This window comes from Aeromonas sp. Y289-2 (assembly GCF_027705925.1).
GTDB lineage: Bacteria > Pseudomonadota > Gammaproteobacteria > Enterobacterales > Aeromonadaceae > Aeromonas > Aeromonas veronii.
On the sequence record NZ_JAPDCH010000006.1, the window covers coordinates 21,763 to 36,735 of the forward strand.

Consider the following 14,973-nt stretch of genomic DNA (forward strand, 5'->3'; position numbering starts at 1 on the left):
CTTGGGAGCCTCTTTGCGTTGGCGAGCCGATTACAGGCTCATGATCTTCTTGAACTCCTCCGGCGAATACTTCTTCTCGCTGCGCTTGGTGAGATCCGTCATCAGCTTGTAGCGCAGCGTTTTGGCCATCTGATAGGTCTGCTCCAACTGGCCATAGGAGTAGTCGGCGGCCAGCCCTATGGCGGTAGCCTTGTCGCTGGCGTAGGCCTGCTTCAGGCTCTTGTCGAGCACGGCGACCTCCTTGTAGAGCTTGGCGCTCTGCTTGCTCCAGACGTTTCGCAGCAGCGGCAGGTACTTGTCCGGATCGGCGCTGGCCAGCGCGGTCAGGCTGCGGAACTGCCAGTAGGCGGAATCATCGGAGTAGCTGTCGCTGCCGGTGCGGTAGGGCAGGGGATAGGACTCCAGGGTGTTGTAGAGCGGCACCATCACGGATTCGGCCAGCACGCCGTAGCTCTGCCAGATGAGCCCCTGCAGCTCTTTGGGCATCTCCTTGCGCAGCTGGATGACGTGGGATTCCAGCTGGCGATCGACCCGGATCGGCCGCTCCGCCTTGCCCGCGAGCGGCGTGCCCTCATAGGTAGCGCTCAGCAGCCTGGCCACGTCCGGCACGGCGATGGGGACATCCGGCTTCATAAAGAGCGGATATTGCGCCTGCCGGGTCGCCTGTTTGTGGGAGGCGGTCAGCATTTTTTGGCCGAGCCACTCTCGATCCACGTTGTAGGGATCGGCAATCACCCCGAACGCCTTGGCGAAGTTGAAATCTTTCGGGTCGACGTTATCCAGCAGTTTGTGCTCGCGCACGAACTCCAGCAACTTGGGCGAGTGCAGCACATCGACGCTGTCGAGATTGACGCCGTGAATGCGCAGGCCGTTGGCCACCATGGCGTAGCTGTCGTCCGGCACCCGCACCGCGATCCAGTGGTGGCCGGAGCCAATCTCCATCAGCCAGGCCTCGTTCACATCCGCCAGATAGAGGCTGTTGCCCTCACCGGCGCCATATTGCTCCACATAGCGGCCAAGCAGCTCGACCCCCTCTTTGGCCGTCCTGGCCTGCGGCAGGATCAGGGTGGGGATGATGGCTTCAATCACTCCCTTCTCGATCAGCGGATCGGCTTTCTGGGCCTTGTCGTTGACCTCGGCACTGGTGGTGGCCGAGATGGCGACGTTGAACTCGTTGATGCCGCGCTCTTCATAATATTTGCCTGCCGGGTCGCTGGTGGTGGCATCCCAGTCGTGGATGGCGGAGTAGGCGAAAAACGCTTTGGGCATCGGCACTTCCAGCCCGTTGCCCAGTTTCCAGACTTTGCCCTCGTTCTGCTGCGCGGGCCGGAAGGCGAGGTACTTGTTCCAGTTGTTGACGCCAAAATCCTCGTTTCTGGCGATCATTACGCTGCCGTCCAAGCTGGCTCCCTTGCCGACAATAAGGCCGGTACAGGCGTCGGCACTGGTGCCAACCAGGGTGAGCAGGGTGGCGGAGAGAAGACTCAAGGTGTGTTTTTTCATAGGTTTACCCGAAGGGTTGCGGTGAGTGAGAGTCAGACGAGGGGATGAGGTGTGGGGAGGCTGCAACTCCGAACTGGCAGCGGAGTGAGCACGGCAGATTGGTCTGCCTGTTATTGGTTTGACGAACAGATCATCCATGACACGGCTGGCTGGTTGTGATGTGTGCCAAAATTGTATTCCTGAGTGGTTGTTTATTTTGTGATCGATCTGTGGTTCCTGACTTTTCTCTGGCATCGTGGCACGTGGACGGCAAAATGTGCCAAAACAGCGAGAACCGGCAGCAGATGAGTCATGATTCTGACGCCAGCCTTGCGTGGGGGACGTGGTGAGATCCGCCATAGCGCGGGATCTTGCACCATCTGACAAGTTGGCCTGTAACTTGCTGGTTTAATTGATAATGGTGGGGCATGACGCCCCATGTGACCGGATCAGCCTGTGCCCATTGCCGCAGATGCGCACCGAATTGGAGCCCCCATGGATATCAAACCTTACAGCCAGCAGCTTGCCCAGAGCGCATCCAACAACCGTGCCCTCGCTACCCTCAACAGTGCCAGTAGCGGCGGTCAGGGTGGTGGCTGGGAGGAGATGGTCAGCCTCTCCACCCAGCGCATGACCGGCCAGGCCCAGCAGGTGCTGACCTACGAACATCTGGCCAAGAACAACAAGTTGCCACCGGCGCTGGATATGAGATCCGACAAGGGGGGCGTAGTGCAGCAGCTGGTGGACAAGGCGCTCGGTTTCGATCGCAAGAAGTTCAACGAGCTCGAAGAGAAGCTCAAGACCATCGCCGACAACAAGAAGCTGACGCCGGAAGAGCGGGCGGAGCAGAGCAAGCCGCTCAACGAGCAGCGAGAGGCGATGCTCAAGGAGGCGATGGATCGCCTGACCGGCAAGAAGAGCTCATCCAAAGATGAGGCCAAAACTGCCTGATCCTGCCGCTGTTCTGAGATCTACCCGGTCGGCACCGATGGGCCAGTGTCGACCGCCGATGGGCAAGCTTCTGCCACCTCTTTTGACCTCACCTCCCCACAGGCGCACAATGTCCGCGCATTGAGCCAGTCGAGGAGTCCGCCGTGTACAACTTCCAATATGCCAATCCGACCCGTATCTGTTTCGGCGAGGGGCAGATCGCCAGCCTGCCCGAACTGATCCCGCCCGGCAGCCGGCTGCTGGTGCTCTATGGCGGAGGCAGCATCAAGCAAAACGGCGTCTATGAGCAGCTGACCCGGGCCCTGGAAGGGGTGACGTGGCAGGAGTTCTCCGGCATCGGCGCCAACCCCAGGTACGAGCTGTTGATGGAGGCGGTGGCGCTGGTGAAGCGTGAGCGCATCGACTTCCTGCTGGCGGTCGGTGGCGGCTCGGTAGTCGATGGCACCAAGTTTGTTGCAGCCGCCGCCTGCTACGAGGGGGATGAGCCCTGGGATATCTGCGGCAAGCAGGCGAGTGTGCACAAGGCGCTGCCGATGGGCTGTGTGCTGACCCTGCCAGCCACCGGCTCCGAGAGCAATCCCACCTCGGTGGTGAGCCGGGGGGATGTGAAGATCTCCTTCAGAAGCCCGCTGGTGCAACCGCAATTTGCGGTGCTCGATCCGGCGACCACCTACAGTCTGCCACCTCGCCAGACCGGCAATGGAGTGGTGGATGCCTTCGTCCATATTGCCGAGCAGTACCTCACCTTTCCGGTGGGAGGCGAGGTACAGGATCGGCTGGCGGAAGGTTTGCTGCAGGTGCTGGTGGAGAACGGCCCCAGGGCGCTGGCGGAGCCGACCAACTATCAGGTACGGGCCAATCTGATGTGGGCCGCCAGTCTGGCGCTCAACGGCCTTATCGGTTGCGGAGTGCCGCAGGATTGGGCCTCTCACGCCATCGGCCATCAGCTGACGGCGCTCTATGGGCTGGATCACGGCCAGAGCTTGGCGGTGGTGCTCCCCTCACTGCTGCGTGAGCGGGCGAGCCAGAAGCAGGACAAGCTGGCCCAGTTTGCCGAACGGGTGTGGCATTCGACCCGCGAGGACAAGGCCCTGCGCATCGAGGAGGTGATCATCCGCACCGAGCAGTTCTTTCAGAAGATGGGATTGGGTACCCGGCTGGCCGACTATGGCCTCAGCGAAAGTTGCATTCCGGCGGTCTGCTCCAACCTCAAGCGGGTGGGGCGCACCGCACTTGGGGAGCAGCAGGATATCGACCCGGATCGGGTGGCGCGCATTCTCGCCCGCGCGCTATAAGCCGGCGCCGGTTTGTTTCCCTGGCTGATTCATTTTCCCAATTAAAGAGGGCCGCTTGTTGCGGCCCTCTTGCATGACGGGTTAGCCGATCACTCGGTACGCGCCTTGAGATAACCGGCGTAATCCGGGATCTGCACGCTGAATGCTTGCCGCATATGGGGGCTGTCCATAATGAAATCGGCGGTCGCCTCGTTGGTGGCGACCGGGATGTTCCAGACCGCTGCCAGCCGCAGCAGCGCCTTCACGTCCGGATCGTGCGGCACCGCATTGAGGGGATCCCAGAAGAAGATCAGCACGTCGATCTTCCCTTCGGCGATCAGGGCGCCGAGCTGCTGGTCGCCCCCCATGGGGCCGGAGAAGAGGCAGGTGATGGGCAGTTGCGCCTGCTTGCCGAGCATGGTGCCGGTGGTGCCGGTGGCGTAAAGATGGTGGAGCTTGAGCTCCTCCTTGCGGCGCATCACCCAGTTCAGCAGAGGGGTCTTCATGTTGTCGTGAGCCACCAGAGCCACCCGTTTGTGGGGCGCCATCTCGCGTGCAATCTGTTCCATGGAAATCGTCCGTAGCATTGTTATTGGAAGAGAGCCGTATCCTAATCGAAAGCCATGACAGATGCTGTGTCGGGCGTATTAACTGTGATCCTGTCGAAAAGTTTTCGGGTCATGGCTGCTCAAATGAAGAGACCCGCGCTGGCGGGTCTCTTTGCTTGCTGGCCTGCGGGCTCAGGAGCCGTGGTGCAGTTGCGACTGCTGATAGTTCTCCAGCCCGATGCGATCGATAAGGTCTAGCTGGGTCTCCAGCCAGTCCACATGCTCCTCCTCATCCTCCAGGATCTCCTGGAACAGGTCGCGGCTGATGTAGTCCTGCACCGACTCGGCGTAGGCGATGGCTACCTTGAGGTCGGGGATGGCATCCATCTCCAGCGACAGGTCGCAGCGCAACATCTCTTCTACCGTTTCACCGATACGCAGCTTGCCCAGATCCTGCAAATTGGGCAGCCCTTCGAGAAACAGCACGCGTTTGACCAGCTCGTCGGCGTGTTTCATCTCATCGATGGACTCGTGATACTCCTTGTGCCCGAGCGCCTTGAGGCCCCAGTCATCGTAGATGCGGGCGTGCAGGAAGTATTGGTTGATGGCAATCAGCTCATTGGCCAGCACCTTGTTGAGGTGGGCAATGATCTTGGGATCTCCTTTCATCGACAGTGCTCCTTGGTTCGTGCCTGAGGCTCCGATCGTTAGAGCTTAGTCCAGAAAAGTGACAACAAGAGGTCTGGCGAGCCAGCTCGCCTGAGAAAAGGGGTGACCCTGTTGGCGGGTCGCATCAGAAAAGAGGTATCCGGATCAGGCCACTTCGTAGTAGAGCACGGGTTGCTCCTGCTCCATCTTGTCGAGTTCGGCAGCGATGATCTCCATGGTCATGCGCACGCATTTGCCACATTGGGCGCCCACCTCGAGCGACTGCTTGAGCTGGCGGAATTCGCTTTTACCTGACTGCACCGCTTTGCGGATCTGGGTATCTGTGATGCCGCGGCACAAACAGACGTACATGATGGTCACCTCTTGTGGAATGAGATGAAATCTAAATGAGAATGGTTCGTAGTGCAAATAACCATTGGTAATAAGATCCCCTGCTTGCCACTGTGCAACCCCTTGGGGACAATGCTGGCAACCAGAGGAGATCACCATGCTCAAGAAACTGTTCAGCGCCCTGTTCGGGGGCGAGCCGACCAAGGCGCCGGAAGTCACTCCCACTGAATATGCCGGCTATCTCATCTATCCGGAACCCATGGCCGAAGGTGGCCAGTACCGACTGGCAGGGCGGATCACCAAGGAGCTGGACGGCGTGCTGCAAACTCACCGTTTCATCCGCTCCGATCTGTTTGCCAATCCGGCTGATGCCGAGCGTTTCATGGTGCAAAAGGCTCACACCTTTATCGATCAGATGGGAGATCGCATGTTCGAGCCCCGCAAACCGGCTGACAGCCAAGCTTCATGACACAGCAAGAGGTCACCCTGTTGCGCGAGGTGCTGGCCCGCGCCGGTGAGCGGCGTCTTATCTGGCTGGAGGGGGAGGAGACCGACTGCATTGCCCGCGCCCAATCCCTGCTCGGCGAGACAGTCTTCTGGCTGGGTGCCGGGCCCGAGAGTTATGCCCCGCAACCCGCCGCCAAGGCGCTGCAGCGGCTCGGTCAGGAGTGCGACACGCTGGTATTCAACGCCTTCAGCGGCTTTCATCCCGACGCCTTCGGGGCGCTGGCGGGCACTCTGCGCGCCGGTGGCTTGCTGTTGTTGCTGACGCCGCCCAGAGCGCAGTGGCCTTCATGGCCGGATCCCGACCGGATCCGGCTGGTGGCCCAGCCGGAGGAGGCGGGTCGGGCCGGGCACGGCTTTATCGCCCGGCTGGTGCGGTTGCTGGAAGGTGATCCTGCCCTCTCTCTGGATCCGCCGGTTTGCTCGCAGCCGTGGCAACCGATTGGGCCGGAGCGCAGGCTGAGCTGCGATCAGACACGGGCACTGCCCGCTATCCACAAGGTGTTGCAGGGCCATCGCCGCCGTCCGCTGGTGCTGAGCGCCGACCGCGGTCGTGGCAAGAGTGCGCTGCTGGGGCTGGCTGCCGCCGAGCTGCTGCGCCAGCAGCCCGCGCTGAACATAGTGGTGACGGCCCCCTCGCAGGCAACGGTAGCGACCCTGTTTGCCCACGCCGCTCGCGGGCTAGATACTACTCCTGACCAGCTGGCAGGGCTGAGCTACTGCTCGCCGGATCGGCTGGTGCACGAGGCGATGAATCCCGATCTGCTGCTGGTGGATGAAGCGGCTGCCATTCCGACCCCGCTGCTCGAGGCCATGCTGGCCCGCCACAGCCGCATCGTGTTTGCCACCACCGAGCACGGTTACGAGGGGACGGGGCGCGGTTTTCACCTGCGCTTCAAGCGGGTGCTCGATAGCCAGACCCCGGAGTGGCAGGAGATCCACCTCTCTGAGCCTATTCGCTGGAGTAAGCGCGATCCGCTGGAGCCGCTGATTTTCCGCCTGCTGGGGCTTGATGCCGAAGTGGCAACGCTCTTGCCGCCTACCAGCCCGAGCTGGCGTCTGGTCAGTCAAGAGGCGCTGGCGAGCGACGAGGCGCTGCTCAACCAGCTCTTTGGCCTGCTGGTGCTGGCTCACTACCAGACAACGCCGAGTGATCTCAGATCCCTGCTGGAGAGCCCGGATCTCGACATCCATCTGCTGGAGCAGGATGCGAGCCTGCTGGGAGTAGCGCTGGTGGCGCGGGAAGGGGAGATAGAGCCCGAGCTGGCCGAGGCGATCTGGGCCGGTCGCCGCCGTCCGCGCGGCCATCTGCTGCCCCAGTCGCTGCTGGCCCACGCCGGTTTTAAAACGGCGGGGGGGCGCAGCTACGCCCGGGTGATGCGTATCGCCATCCATCCCGAGCTGCACCGGCACGGACTGGGATCGCTACTGCTTGGCAGGCTTGAAGAACATTATCGTCAGGCGGGGATCGATTACCTCGGTTCTGCCTTTTCGGCCAGCGCCGACCTGCTCCCTTTCTGGCGCAAGGCTGGATTGACGGTGCTGCGCATCGGCCTGCAGCGGGATGCCGCCAGCGGCTGCCACGCAGCCCTGCTGCTCAAAGCGCTGAAACCCGAGCATGAGATCGAGTTGAATCAATGGCAGCAGCGTTTTGTACGCCAGCTGCCGACCCTGCTGGCGGGTGAGTTGAAAGGATTGGAGCCCGAGCTAGTATGGCAATGTCTGCAAGGCAGCACCGTCACCGCGGCTGAGCTTGGCGAGTTCGAGCGCGATGAGGTTGAGTGCTTTGCCCTGCATCACAAGCCGTTCGAACTGAGCCAATCCAGCTTGCAGCTGTGGCTGGCACGCCATCTGGCTGTGCTGGCTTCGCTGACTCCTGACGAGCGTTATCTGCTGATCGCAGCCATCTGGCAATATGCCGACTGGGGAAGACTGGCTGCGAGGTTGCAACTGGCGGGCAAGCCCGCCGTGATCAAGAGGTTGCGGGCGCTGCTGGCGCGTCTCTTGAGTTCCTCTACCACTCGATAGGTTTGCCCTGCCAGTCGAGAAAGCTAAGTTCGCCATCCGGTTGCAGCCGGTTCATCTGGTTAATCAGATGGTCGGCTACCAGCTCGGGACTCTGCACATTTCCTGGCGGTACATTGGCGTGAAACGGGCGAGAGAGTTGGGTATCCACTGTGCCGGGGTGGAAAGCCAGCAATTTGACGCCTGGGGCCCGCCGGGCCAGCTCGATGGCGGCACACTTGAGCAGCATGTTGAGGGCGGCCTTGGATGCGCGATAGCCATACCAGCCGCCCGCTCGGTTGTCGCCAATGCTGCCGACCCGAGCGCTGAGAACGGCCAGAGTGCAAGGCTCGCGGCCAAACAGCGGTAACAACTGGCTGATCCAGCGCAGCGGCAGCAAGGCATTGGTCTGGTAGACGCGGGTCATGGCATCGAGATTTATTGCTTCGAGTCGCTTCTCTGGCTGAATCTCCCCCTGATGCAGGATGCCGTTGCAGATCACCACCCTGTGCGGTTTCGGCGCCAACTCCGCGATGCGGGCCACCACTTCTGTCATCTGCTCATCGCTGTAGTCACAACATAGCCAGTGCAGGGCCGGCGAAGAGGCCCCTGCTGGTGCGGGCTGACGACTGATGGCAAGCACTGGCCCGACACCCACCGCCAACCAGTGTGTCACCAGAGCCGCCCCGATCCCGCCAGAAGCGCCAATCACGACGATACCTTCACTCATCTCAGGCTCCTTGTGAGTACATGATGGATTTCTCCATCTGCCAATGTTGTCCTGATTGGCAGATACGATCGTGCCAGCCAGCGGGATCAAGCGGTTAACGCTGCAATCTTGCCGAGATCCGAGCCGTTGGGTGAATTCCATTCCTATACTGAGGGAAAACCGCAGCGGTCTGCTGCCCGCGCAACCAGAATGAGAGTCACCATGATGTCCAAAGATGGGGAAGAGCGTAAATCTATCCTGACCGAAAGTGGCACCAACGAGCTTGAGATCATCGAGTTTCACCTCAAGAAGCAGCTACCGGACGGCCGTGAAAAAACCGCTTATTACGGGATCAACGTCGCCAAGGTACGCGAGGTGATCCGGGTGCCGGAGACCACAGATTACCCCAACGCCCAGCGTCATATGGTGGGGGTCTTCTCCCTGCGGGATCGGCTCATCCCGCTGGTGGATCTGGCGGGCTGGCTCGGCATCAAAACCAACCCTGACCCCAGCCACAAGGTGGTGATTGTCACCGACTTCAACAAGATGGCCAACGGTTTTCTGATCGACAGTGTCAGCAGGATCCACCGGGTCTCCTGGGAGGATGTGGAGTCACCCAGCCAGTTTCTGGAGGCGGGGGAGAACGACTGCGTGGTGGCCGTGGTCAGGCGCGATGGCAACCTCATCATGATCCTCGATTTCGAGAAGATCATCGCTGATATCAACCCCGAGCTCAGCATGGAGAAATACGACGTCACCCAGGATCGCAAGGTGCTCATCGACGATCGCATGATGGCGCTGCGCCAGGGCAAAACAATTCTGGTGGTGGACGACTCGGCCTTTATCCGCAAGATGATCGAAACCACCCTGCGCACCGCTGGCTACAACGTGATTACGGCCAAGGATGGGGGCGAGGGACTGGAGATGATGACGGATTTCGATCGCCTGGCCCAGGAGGAGAGAATGCCGGTGACCGGCTTTGTCAACGCGGTGATCACCGATGTGGAGATGCCGCGCATGGATGGCATGCACCTGCTCAAGCGACTGCGGGATACCCCCTCCTACAAGGAGATGCCCATAGTGATGTTCTCCTCCCTGATGAGCGATGACAACCGCCAGAAAGCGCTACAACTGGGGGCCAACGATACCATCACCAAGCCCGAGATAGGGCGCATGGTGGGGATGATGGACCATATGCTGCTGGGGATCGCCCCGCCTTCGCCAGCCAACAACATCTGACCTGCCGTTAACTTCCAATTAGCCTGTCGAATCCACTGACCGGAGCCTCAAGCGGCCACTCCTCGCCAAGGGGTGGCCGCGCTGTTTTGGCTGTTTGCTGCGATCCCGACGCCCCTTGCCTCCCGGATATTATTTGTGTAATGATAATTATTATCATTTGTTGGTGTGAAGCATATGACAGCAACCTGGGTGAAGGGGTGGGTCGAGTCGACCGAAGGCGGCAGCAGCATGAGTCACTGGAAACAGCAGACCAGAGAGGGCAACCGGCTGTTTGACTGCGGCGAGTATCATCAGGCGCTGGCTCATTATCAGCAGGCGCTCTGGCTGGCTCGTCAGCAATTGGTGCAGTGGCATGACGCCGATGAGGCGGTGGCTGCGCTGGTTATGGCTCACCACAATCTGGCGGATCTGCTGGTGGCCATGACACTGCCCGATCGCGCCGCCGACCTGCTCTGCTATGTGCACGACTGCTTGCTGGCGACCTGTCACTCCCCCGCTTGCTCCTCTCGCCTGCGAGAGGCGGCTTTGCGCCATACCCGCACAACCCGTGCCGAGTTGCTGACGTTCGTACAGCGCCACGGCAGCCACGCCGGGATCATGCGCTCGCTCGGTCACTGCCTGTGTCAGAGCGAGCCCTCATCCCGGCTCCATTAATCCGAACAGAGGTCATCATGAGCCATACCCTGCCAGCCCTCAACTATGCCTACGACGCACTGGAACCCCATATCGATGCACTGACCATGGAGATCCACCATAGCCGTCATCACCAGACCTATATCAACAACCTCAACGCCGCACTGGAAACGGCGCCCGAGCTGGCCGCAATGCCGGTAGAGGCTCTGCTGCGCCGCTTCGATACTTTGCCCGCCACCTTGCAGGGGGCGGTCCGCAACCATGGCGGCGGCCATGCCAACCACTCCCTGTTCTGGCTGGTGATGAGCCCGCAGGGGGGCGGTGAGCCGGGTGGTGAACTGGCTTTGGCCATCGAGCGGGAATTGGGGGGATTCGATGCCTTCAAGCAGGCCTTCACTCAGGCTGCCCTGAGCCGCTTTGGTAGCGGCTGGGCCTGGCTGGTGGTGGACAAGGCGGGCAGATTGCAGGTGGAGAGCAGTGCCAATCAGGATAGTCCCCTGATGCATGGCCATACCCCGATCCTGGGGCTGGATGTGTGGGAGCACGCCTACTATCTCAAGTACCAGAACAAGCGTCCTGACTATATCGCAGCCTTCTATCAGGTGGTGGATTGGGCCGAAGTGGCCCGCCGTTATCAGGCGGCGCGAGGCTGACCTGTCGCTGGGTATGGGGGGGCAGGCTCACCGCCACAACCTGCGCTGCAATAACAGGACCCGCCAGTTGGCGGGTCATCTGTTTATGGTGCGGCTGTGCTGACGGCTGAAGGGGTCATCGGCAATGTGGGCAAGGCCGCGCTGGGCATCTCGGCGGCGGTTTCTGCAGCGGATTTGGCGGGAGTGACCGGCTCAGTGGCTGCCGCTGCGGATAAAGCAGGAGTGACTTGTTCAGTCGCGGCCGAGGCTGATGGAGTAGCCGACTCGGTGGCAACCGCGGCAGATACTGCCGCTGGCTTGGCCTCATCCACCGCCGGTTTGGGCTGTTTGAGGCAGGGTTGCAGGCTGCCGATGGTGCTCAGTGACTGGCAAGGCACAGGCAGACCGATGGGCACAGGAGCGCCGAGGAACTTGGGCCCCTTGTCCAGTACATAGAGGTCGAGCAACCCCATCAGGCGGGCAAAGACTTCCCGCACCCGGGTGCGGATCCCCTGATAGGCGCTGGGATCCTCGGCATTGAAGCCGACCGCATCGATACCAAAATGGCGGGCGATGAAAATGGCCCGCTCGTTATGAAAGCCCTGGGAGACCACGGTAAAGCGCTCCTGGCCGAACACCTCCTTGGCGCGAACCACTGAGTCGAGGGTGCGGAATCCGGCGAAATCCATATAGATGGCGGAGGCGGGGATGCCCGCCTTGATCAGGGCGCGGCGCATCTGGCGTGGCTCGTTGTACTGCACGGTAGCGTTGTCACCGGAGACGATGATGAAGTCCACCTTGGCATTGTTGTAGAGCTCGGCCGCCGCCTTGATGCGGTATTTGAAGTAGTGGTTGGGGCCGCCACCGGAGAGATATTTGGAGGTCCCCAGCACCACCGCAACTCGGTTGTAGGGCACCTTGTCTACCTGATCGTAGGTGTAGTGACGGGCATCCGAGACGATCCACTCGCTGTAGCCCAGCAGCATGGCAATCAGGGCCAGCAGCAAAACGAGGCAGGCGAGGAGGATCTTGGCAAACTTCTTCATGCGCGGTGCGGTCAGGGTCTGAAGTTGGGAGTGGCTATCGGCATTCTATTACAACTCGGCCGCTGGCGTCAGGCTTGATAACGGGCGGGCACCTCATTCGGGCAGAGGTTGTCGCAGCAGAGGCCGGGAGCGCGGGAGGATAAAGCGAGGGGCTGCGGTGGCAGCCCCTCTGGTCGGTGAAGGTTTATCAGTGGGCGGAGTCATTGCCCTTGCAGGCGTCTGACTCCTTGTTTGCTTGCCACCAGGGCAGCAGATCCCGGGCGAGCCACGCCTGATAGGCGTCGCTGTCGTTGGCGATCAGGCGGTCCAGCTCCCCTTCGAAGTCGCTCATCGCCTGCTGTCGATCCGGATTGCGCAGCGCCTGTGCCAGCGCCAGCCAGCTGGCGCCGCGACCGGTATCGTTGAGGAAACGGTGCACGGTATAGGACCAGGAGTAGACCATCTCGCCACCCTGGTCGTAGTCAAGGTGGAGGATCGCCGCCAGTGTCGGACGCAGGTTGGCGGGGCGGTTTGCCACGTTATCCAGACCTCGGGCAAAGCACTGGCCGTGGGCAATGTACTCTGCAATTCCCTCTGCCCACCAGGTGGTGCGGTTGAGCGGATAGTGGCCGAAGCTGCCGTACTGGTTGAAGCGACCATCCAGATAGTGAACGTACTCGTGGCGCAGGTTCCACACCTGGAAGGCGGGGCGTTTCCACTCCGCCTCATAGGCGAAGAAGCGGGCCTGATTGCCGGGGCGAGCCGGATCCCCCTCGATATAGATGCCGCCATTGTCGGTAGAGACGCCAAACAGCGCGCTGCCGTAGCGGCCCCAGTCGGCGGAGGAGTTGAAGATCACCAGCTCCAGCGCCTCGTTGTGATCATCGGCCACCGGTTGCCAGCCAGTCTCCATCTGCTGGTGGAAGCGCTGCTCTTCATCACCCAGCTCGCGGCAGATCCCTTCGGCCTGAGCCTGAGTCAGATCCTGGGCGCGCAGACGCAGGGTGGGTGAGCAGGTGTGCTCGAACGGCAGAATATCTTCCATGCGGATCGGGGTACAAAGCCCGGCGAACTCGCCGCTGACACAGGCTTCGCTGGTGCGATCCGTGTAGGTGAGGTAGTAGCTGGAGAGGGTCAGAGAGACCTCTTCCAGCATGGCAGCCGGATGCTGTCCACCCGGGATCAGCCCCTGCTGGCGCATGATGGCGATGACATCGCGATCCAGCTGTTGGCGATAGGCAATCGCCTTATCCGGGCTGGTGTGATGGAGGTAGCGCATCATCTGGTAGAGACGGCTATGGGCATCGAGGATGTTGTTGAAGATAAACAGATCCCGTGAGCCATCGCGCTGTTTCCAGAGGGCCAGTTCGCTCAGGCCCAGTTGCAGCAGGCTCTGGCGCAATGCCGCCTCCTGTTGCAGCACAGCTGCGCTGAAGTCTGCCTGCTGACCGTAAGAGGCGCTCTGATCGACCAGATTGAGCAGCTCGAACAGGCCATCGGCCCAGGGTTTGTGGCCATTGATCTGTGCCGCATGTTGCACCGCATAGGCGAGCGTCTGGTTGAGCTGGGCCAGCATGGGGGCGGCATTCTGGCGGAAGGCGGCTTGCCCAAGTTGTCCTTGCGCCGCTACGCTCCAGGCTTCCAGCACTGTGCCAGCCTGCTCCTGTGGTTCAGCTCCCAGCAGCAATGGGTGGTTGAGCAGATCAATCATTACCCCGGCTAGAGCCCGGGCGGCCTGATCACTCTCTTTGCCAACGCCGCCGTGGTAGTTGTGGGCGCGCACATAGTAGAGCAGCTTGTCCATTGCCGGATGGGTCGGCTGGTTGGCCGCCAGCAGAGCACGCATGCCGCGCACCACCGCCATCAGCTTGGCGTCATCGTGGCCGTAATCCGCCTGCCAGGCAGGACTGTTCTGGCCGCTCACGTCGGCTACCAGTTTGGCGGCATCGCTGTCGAGCAGATCCACATCGGGCTGCTCGGGCTCGGAGCAGAGACGACCGTTGGCGCGGCGGCACTCCAGCTGTTCCTCCTTGCTGGCCAGCACGATGGGGCGATTGAGCACCCGACTCTCCTGCCACTCTTTGCTCTCTGGCAGGGGCTGCCACTCGCCGCCAGCGACCGGGTATTGGTAGCCGCTATCTTGCAGCGTTACCTGAACCTCGCTGCCTGCGGGGATCACCTGACGGCAGATGCGATAGCGGATTGTGTTGCTCCCCTCCTTGCGCTCCTGCGGCTCATCACACTCCTGCTGAGGCGTGAGCTGATCCAGCTGCCACTGATAGCGGCGCCAGACGTGGATCTCGCTGACCTGAGCGGCCGCCTGACTGCCTGCCACCGGTTGCAGGCGGAAGAAGATCTGCTCCAACCGGCCATCCCGCTCACTCGGGGTCTCTTCAAGTACCTGCAACTGCTGCCAATCCTGCGGCTGATAGTGCCACTCCGACTCGGTGCAGCGGCCCTGCGCGTTGAGTTCGCAGCGATCCAGCTCCCTTTCGCTCTGACCCAGGATGATGGCTTGCGGCAGCGGCAGACGATCCTGCCGCTGGGCGGTCGGCGTGCCCGCCAGCTGCTCCCAGCGACCCTGCTTGAGGCCATAACCAAAGTCATAACTGCTGGCGGGAATGAGCTTGCCCGCCGGAACCCGATCTTCACAGCGCATGAAGCGGATCTGCCAGCCCGCATCTACCTTGAGCTGCGGCTCGCCACACTGCTGTTCGGCAAGGGCCGCGAGAGCGCTGCTCTGCCAGTCGAAGCGACGGTAGACCCTGAGCTGCTGATAGGGGGCGTTGCTGCTGCGCGCCTTGAGCTCGTAGGTGATCTCGGTGATGCGCGCGGCCAGTTGCCGGCTCGATTCGCTAGTCAGCTGATACTGTCGCCAGTCATTGGGGGAGTAGTTGGCTTGCGCCGAGGATGTCGCCAAAAGCAGGGGGCCTGCCAGCCGCAGCCACCCGGTACCTGAACGGTTCATTTTTA

Annotated in this window: 14 protein-coding genes; 7 read left to right on the forward strand and 7 right to left on the reverse strand. The window is 61.4% G+C overall.

Going from position 1 to position 14,973, the window contains the following annotated elements:
- Positions 1 to 30 precede the first annotated feature (30 nt).
- The gene (locus tag OKC43_RS10780) at positions 31 to 1,503 is read right to left on the reverse strand and encodes a C69 family dipeptidase (protein ID WP_236272682.1); all 1,473 of its coding nucleotides are present in this window, start codon (positions 1,501 to 1,503) and stop codon (positions 31 to 33) included.
- Between the two features lie 474 nt (positions 1,504 to 1,977).
- On the opposite strand from OKC43_RS10780, the gene OKC43_RS10785 reads away from it, so the two are divergent.
- Both OKC43_RS10785 and OKC43_RS10790 read left to right on the forward strand, forming a co-directional pair.
- Entirely contained in the window at positions 1,978 to 2,433 is a 456-nt protein-coding gene (locus OKC43_RS10785) for a hypothetical protein (RefSeq protein WP_236272683.1), read from the forward strand.
- A 143-nt stretch (positions 2,434 to 2,576) separates the two neighbouring features.
- A complete protein-coding gene (locus OKC43_RS10790) occupies positions 2,577 to 3,728 on the forward strand; it encodes an iron-containing alcohol dehydrogenase (protein ID WP_236272685.1) in 1,152 nt (383 codons plus the stop codon).
- A gap of 89 nt (positions 3,729 to 3,817) precedes the next feature.
- Here the strand turns inward: OKC43_RS10790 and OKC43_RS10795 are convergent, their stop codons facing one another.
- The 3 genes from OKC43_RS10795 to OKC43_RS10805 form a co-directional block, all read right to left on the reverse strand.
- Positions 3,818 to 4,276 (reverse strand): methylglyoxal synthase, encoded by a 459-nt coding sequence (locus OKC43_RS10795; RefSeq protein WP_005354960.1) that lies wholly within the window; start codon positions 4,274 to 4,276, stop codon positions 3,818 to 3,820.
- 171 nt (positions 4,277 to 4,447) lie between these two features.
- Positions 4,448 to 4,924, reverse strand: a complete 477-nt coding sequence (gene bfr / locus OKC43_RS10800; RefSeq protein ID WP_005354959.1) for a bacterioferritin — start codon at positions 4,922 to 4,924, stop codon at positions 4,448 to 4,450.
- Positions 4,925 to 5,068: 144 nt separating this feature from the next.
- Positions 5,069 to 5,275, reverse strand: a complete 207-nt coding sequence (locus OKC43_RS10805; RefSeq protein WP_005335965.1) for a bacterioferritin-associated ferredoxin — start codon at positions 5,273 to 5,275, stop codon at positions 5,069 to 5,071.
- 136 nt (positions 5,276 to 5,411) lie between these two features.
- Between OKC43_RS10805 and OKC43_RS10810 the strand changes: the two genes are divergently transcribed.
- Both OKC43_RS10810 and OKC43_RS10815 read left to right on the forward strand, forming a co-directional pair.
- Complete coding sequence (locus OKC43_RS10810) at positions 5,412 to 5,723, forward strand: HlyU family transcriptional regulator (RefSeq protein WP_005354958.1); 312 nt, start codon at positions 5,412 to 5,414, stop codon at positions 5,721 to 5,723.
- Positions 5,720 to 7,786 carry a tRNA(Met) cytidine acetyltransferase TmcA gene (locus tag OKC43_RS10815; protein WP_236272686.1) on the forward strand — a complete coding sequence of 689 codons (2,067 nt, stop codon included), beginning with the start codon at positions 5,720 to 5,722 and terminating at the stop codon, positions 7,784 to 7,786. Before OKC43_RS10810 ends, OKC43_RS10815 begins: the two co-directional genes overlap by 4 nt.
- Here the strand turns inward: OKC43_RS10815 and OKC43_RS10820 are convergent.
- Entirely contained in the window at positions 7,773 to 8,492 is a 720-nt protein-coding gene (locus OKC43_RS10820; protein WP_236272687.1) for an SDR family NAD(P)-dependent oxidoreductase, read from the reverse strand. The two genes, OKC43_RS10815 and OKC43_RS10820, sit on opposite strands and share 14 nt — an antisense overlap.
- Positions 8,493 to 8,693: 201 nt before the next feature.
- On the opposite strand from OKC43_RS10820, the gene OKC43_RS10825 reads away from it, so the two are divergent.
- From OKC43_RS10825 to OKC43_RS10835, 3 genes are all read left to right on the forward strand, one after another.
- Positions 8,694 to 9,710: a chemotaxis protein gene (locus tag OKC43_RS10825; protein WP_005335957.1), complete on the forward strand. Its 1,017-nt coding sequence runs from the start codon at positions 8,694 to 8,696 to the stop codon at positions 9,708 to 9,710.
- A 174-nt stretch (positions 9,711 to 9,884) separates the two neighbouring features.
- The gene (locus OKC43_RS10830; protein ID WP_236272688.1) at positions 9,885 to 10,364 is read left to right on the forward strand and encodes a tetratricopeptide repeat protein; all 480 of its coding nucleotides are present in this window, start codon (positions 9,885 to 9,887) and stop codon (positions 10,362 to 10,364) included.
- Positions 10,365 to 10,381: 17 nt separating this feature from the next.
- Positions 10,382 to 10,996 (forward strand): superoxide dismutase, encoded by a 615-nt coding sequence (locus OKC43_RS10835; protein WP_236272689.1) that lies wholly within the window; start codon positions 10,382 to 10,384, stop codon positions 10,994 to 10,996.
- Positions 10,997 to 11,079: 83 nt separating this feature from the next.
- Here the strand turns inward: OKC43_RS10835 and OKC43_RS10840 are convergent, their stop codons facing one another.
- A complete protein-coding gene (locus OKC43_RS10840) occupies positions 11,080 to 12,021 on the reverse strand; it encodes a SanA/YdcF family protein (RefSeq protein WP_236272690.1) in 942 nt (313 codons plus the stop codon).
- A 187-nt stretch (positions 12,022 to 12,208) separates the two neighbouring features.
- Positions 12,209 to 14,968 carry a collagenase gene (locus OKC43_RS10845; RefSeq protein ID WP_236272691.1) on the reverse strand — a complete coding sequence of 920 codons (2,760 nt, stop codon included), beginning with the start codon at positions 14,966 to 14,968 and terminating at the stop codon, positions 12,209 to 12,211.
- Positions 14,969 to 14,973 lie beyond the last annotated feature (5 nt).

Bases quoted from the DNA above. Each gene is read 5' to 3' on its own strand.
- OKC43_RS10840 (WP_236272690.1), bottom strand. From the start codon at position 12,021: ATGAAGAAGTTTGCCAAGATCCTCCTCGCCTGCCTCGTTTTGCTGCTG.
- OKC43_RS10780 (WP_236272682.1), bottom strand. From the start codon at position 1,503: ATGAAAAAACACACCTTGAGTCTTCTCTCCGCCACCCTGCTCACCCTG.
- OKC43_RS10810 (WP_005354958.1), top strand. From the start codon at position 5,412: ATGCTCAAGAAACTGTTCAGCGCCCTGTTCGGGGGCGAGCCGACCAAG.
- OKC43_RS10835 (WP_236272689.1), top strand. From the start codon at position 10,382: ATGAGCCATACCCTGCCAGCCCTCAACTATGCCTACGACGCACTGGAA.
- OKC43_RS10830 (WP_236272688.1), top strand. From the start codon at position 9,885: ATGACAGCAACCTGGGTGAAGGGGTGGGTCGAGTCGACCGAAGGCGGC.
- OKC43_RS10825 (WP_005335957.1), top strand. From the start codon at position 8,694: ATGATGTCCAAAGATGGGGAAGAGCGTAAATCTATCCTGACCGAAAGT.
- OKC43_RS10805 (WP_005335965.1), bottom strand. From the start codon at position 5,275: ATGTACGTCTGTTTGTGCCGCGGCATCACAGATACCCAGATCCGCAAA.
- OKC43_RS10785 (WP_236272683.1), top strand. From the start codon at position 1,978: ATGGATATCAAACCTTACAGCCAGCAGCTTGCCCAGAGCGCATCCAAC.
- bfr (WP_005354959.1), bottom strand. From the start codon at position 4,924: ATGAAAGGAGATCCCAAGATCATTGCCCACCTCAACAAGGTGCTGGCC.
- OKC43_RS10820 (WP_236272687.1), bottom strand. From the start codon at position 8,492: ATGAGTGAAGGTATCGTCGTGATTGGCGCTTCTGGCGGGATCGGGGCG.
- OKC43_RS10815 (WP_236272686.1), top strand. From the start codon at position 5,720: ATGACACAGCAAGAGGTCACCCTGTTGCGCGAGGTGCTGGCCCGCGCC.
- OKC43_RS10845 (WP_236272691.1), bottom strand. From the start codon at position 14,968: ATGAACCGTTCAGGTACCGGGTGGCTGCGGCTGGCAGGCCCCCTGCTT.
- OKC43_RS10795 (WP_005354960.1), bottom strand. From the start codon at position 4,276: ATGGAACAGATTGCACGCGAGATGGCGCCCCACAAACGGGTGGCTCTG.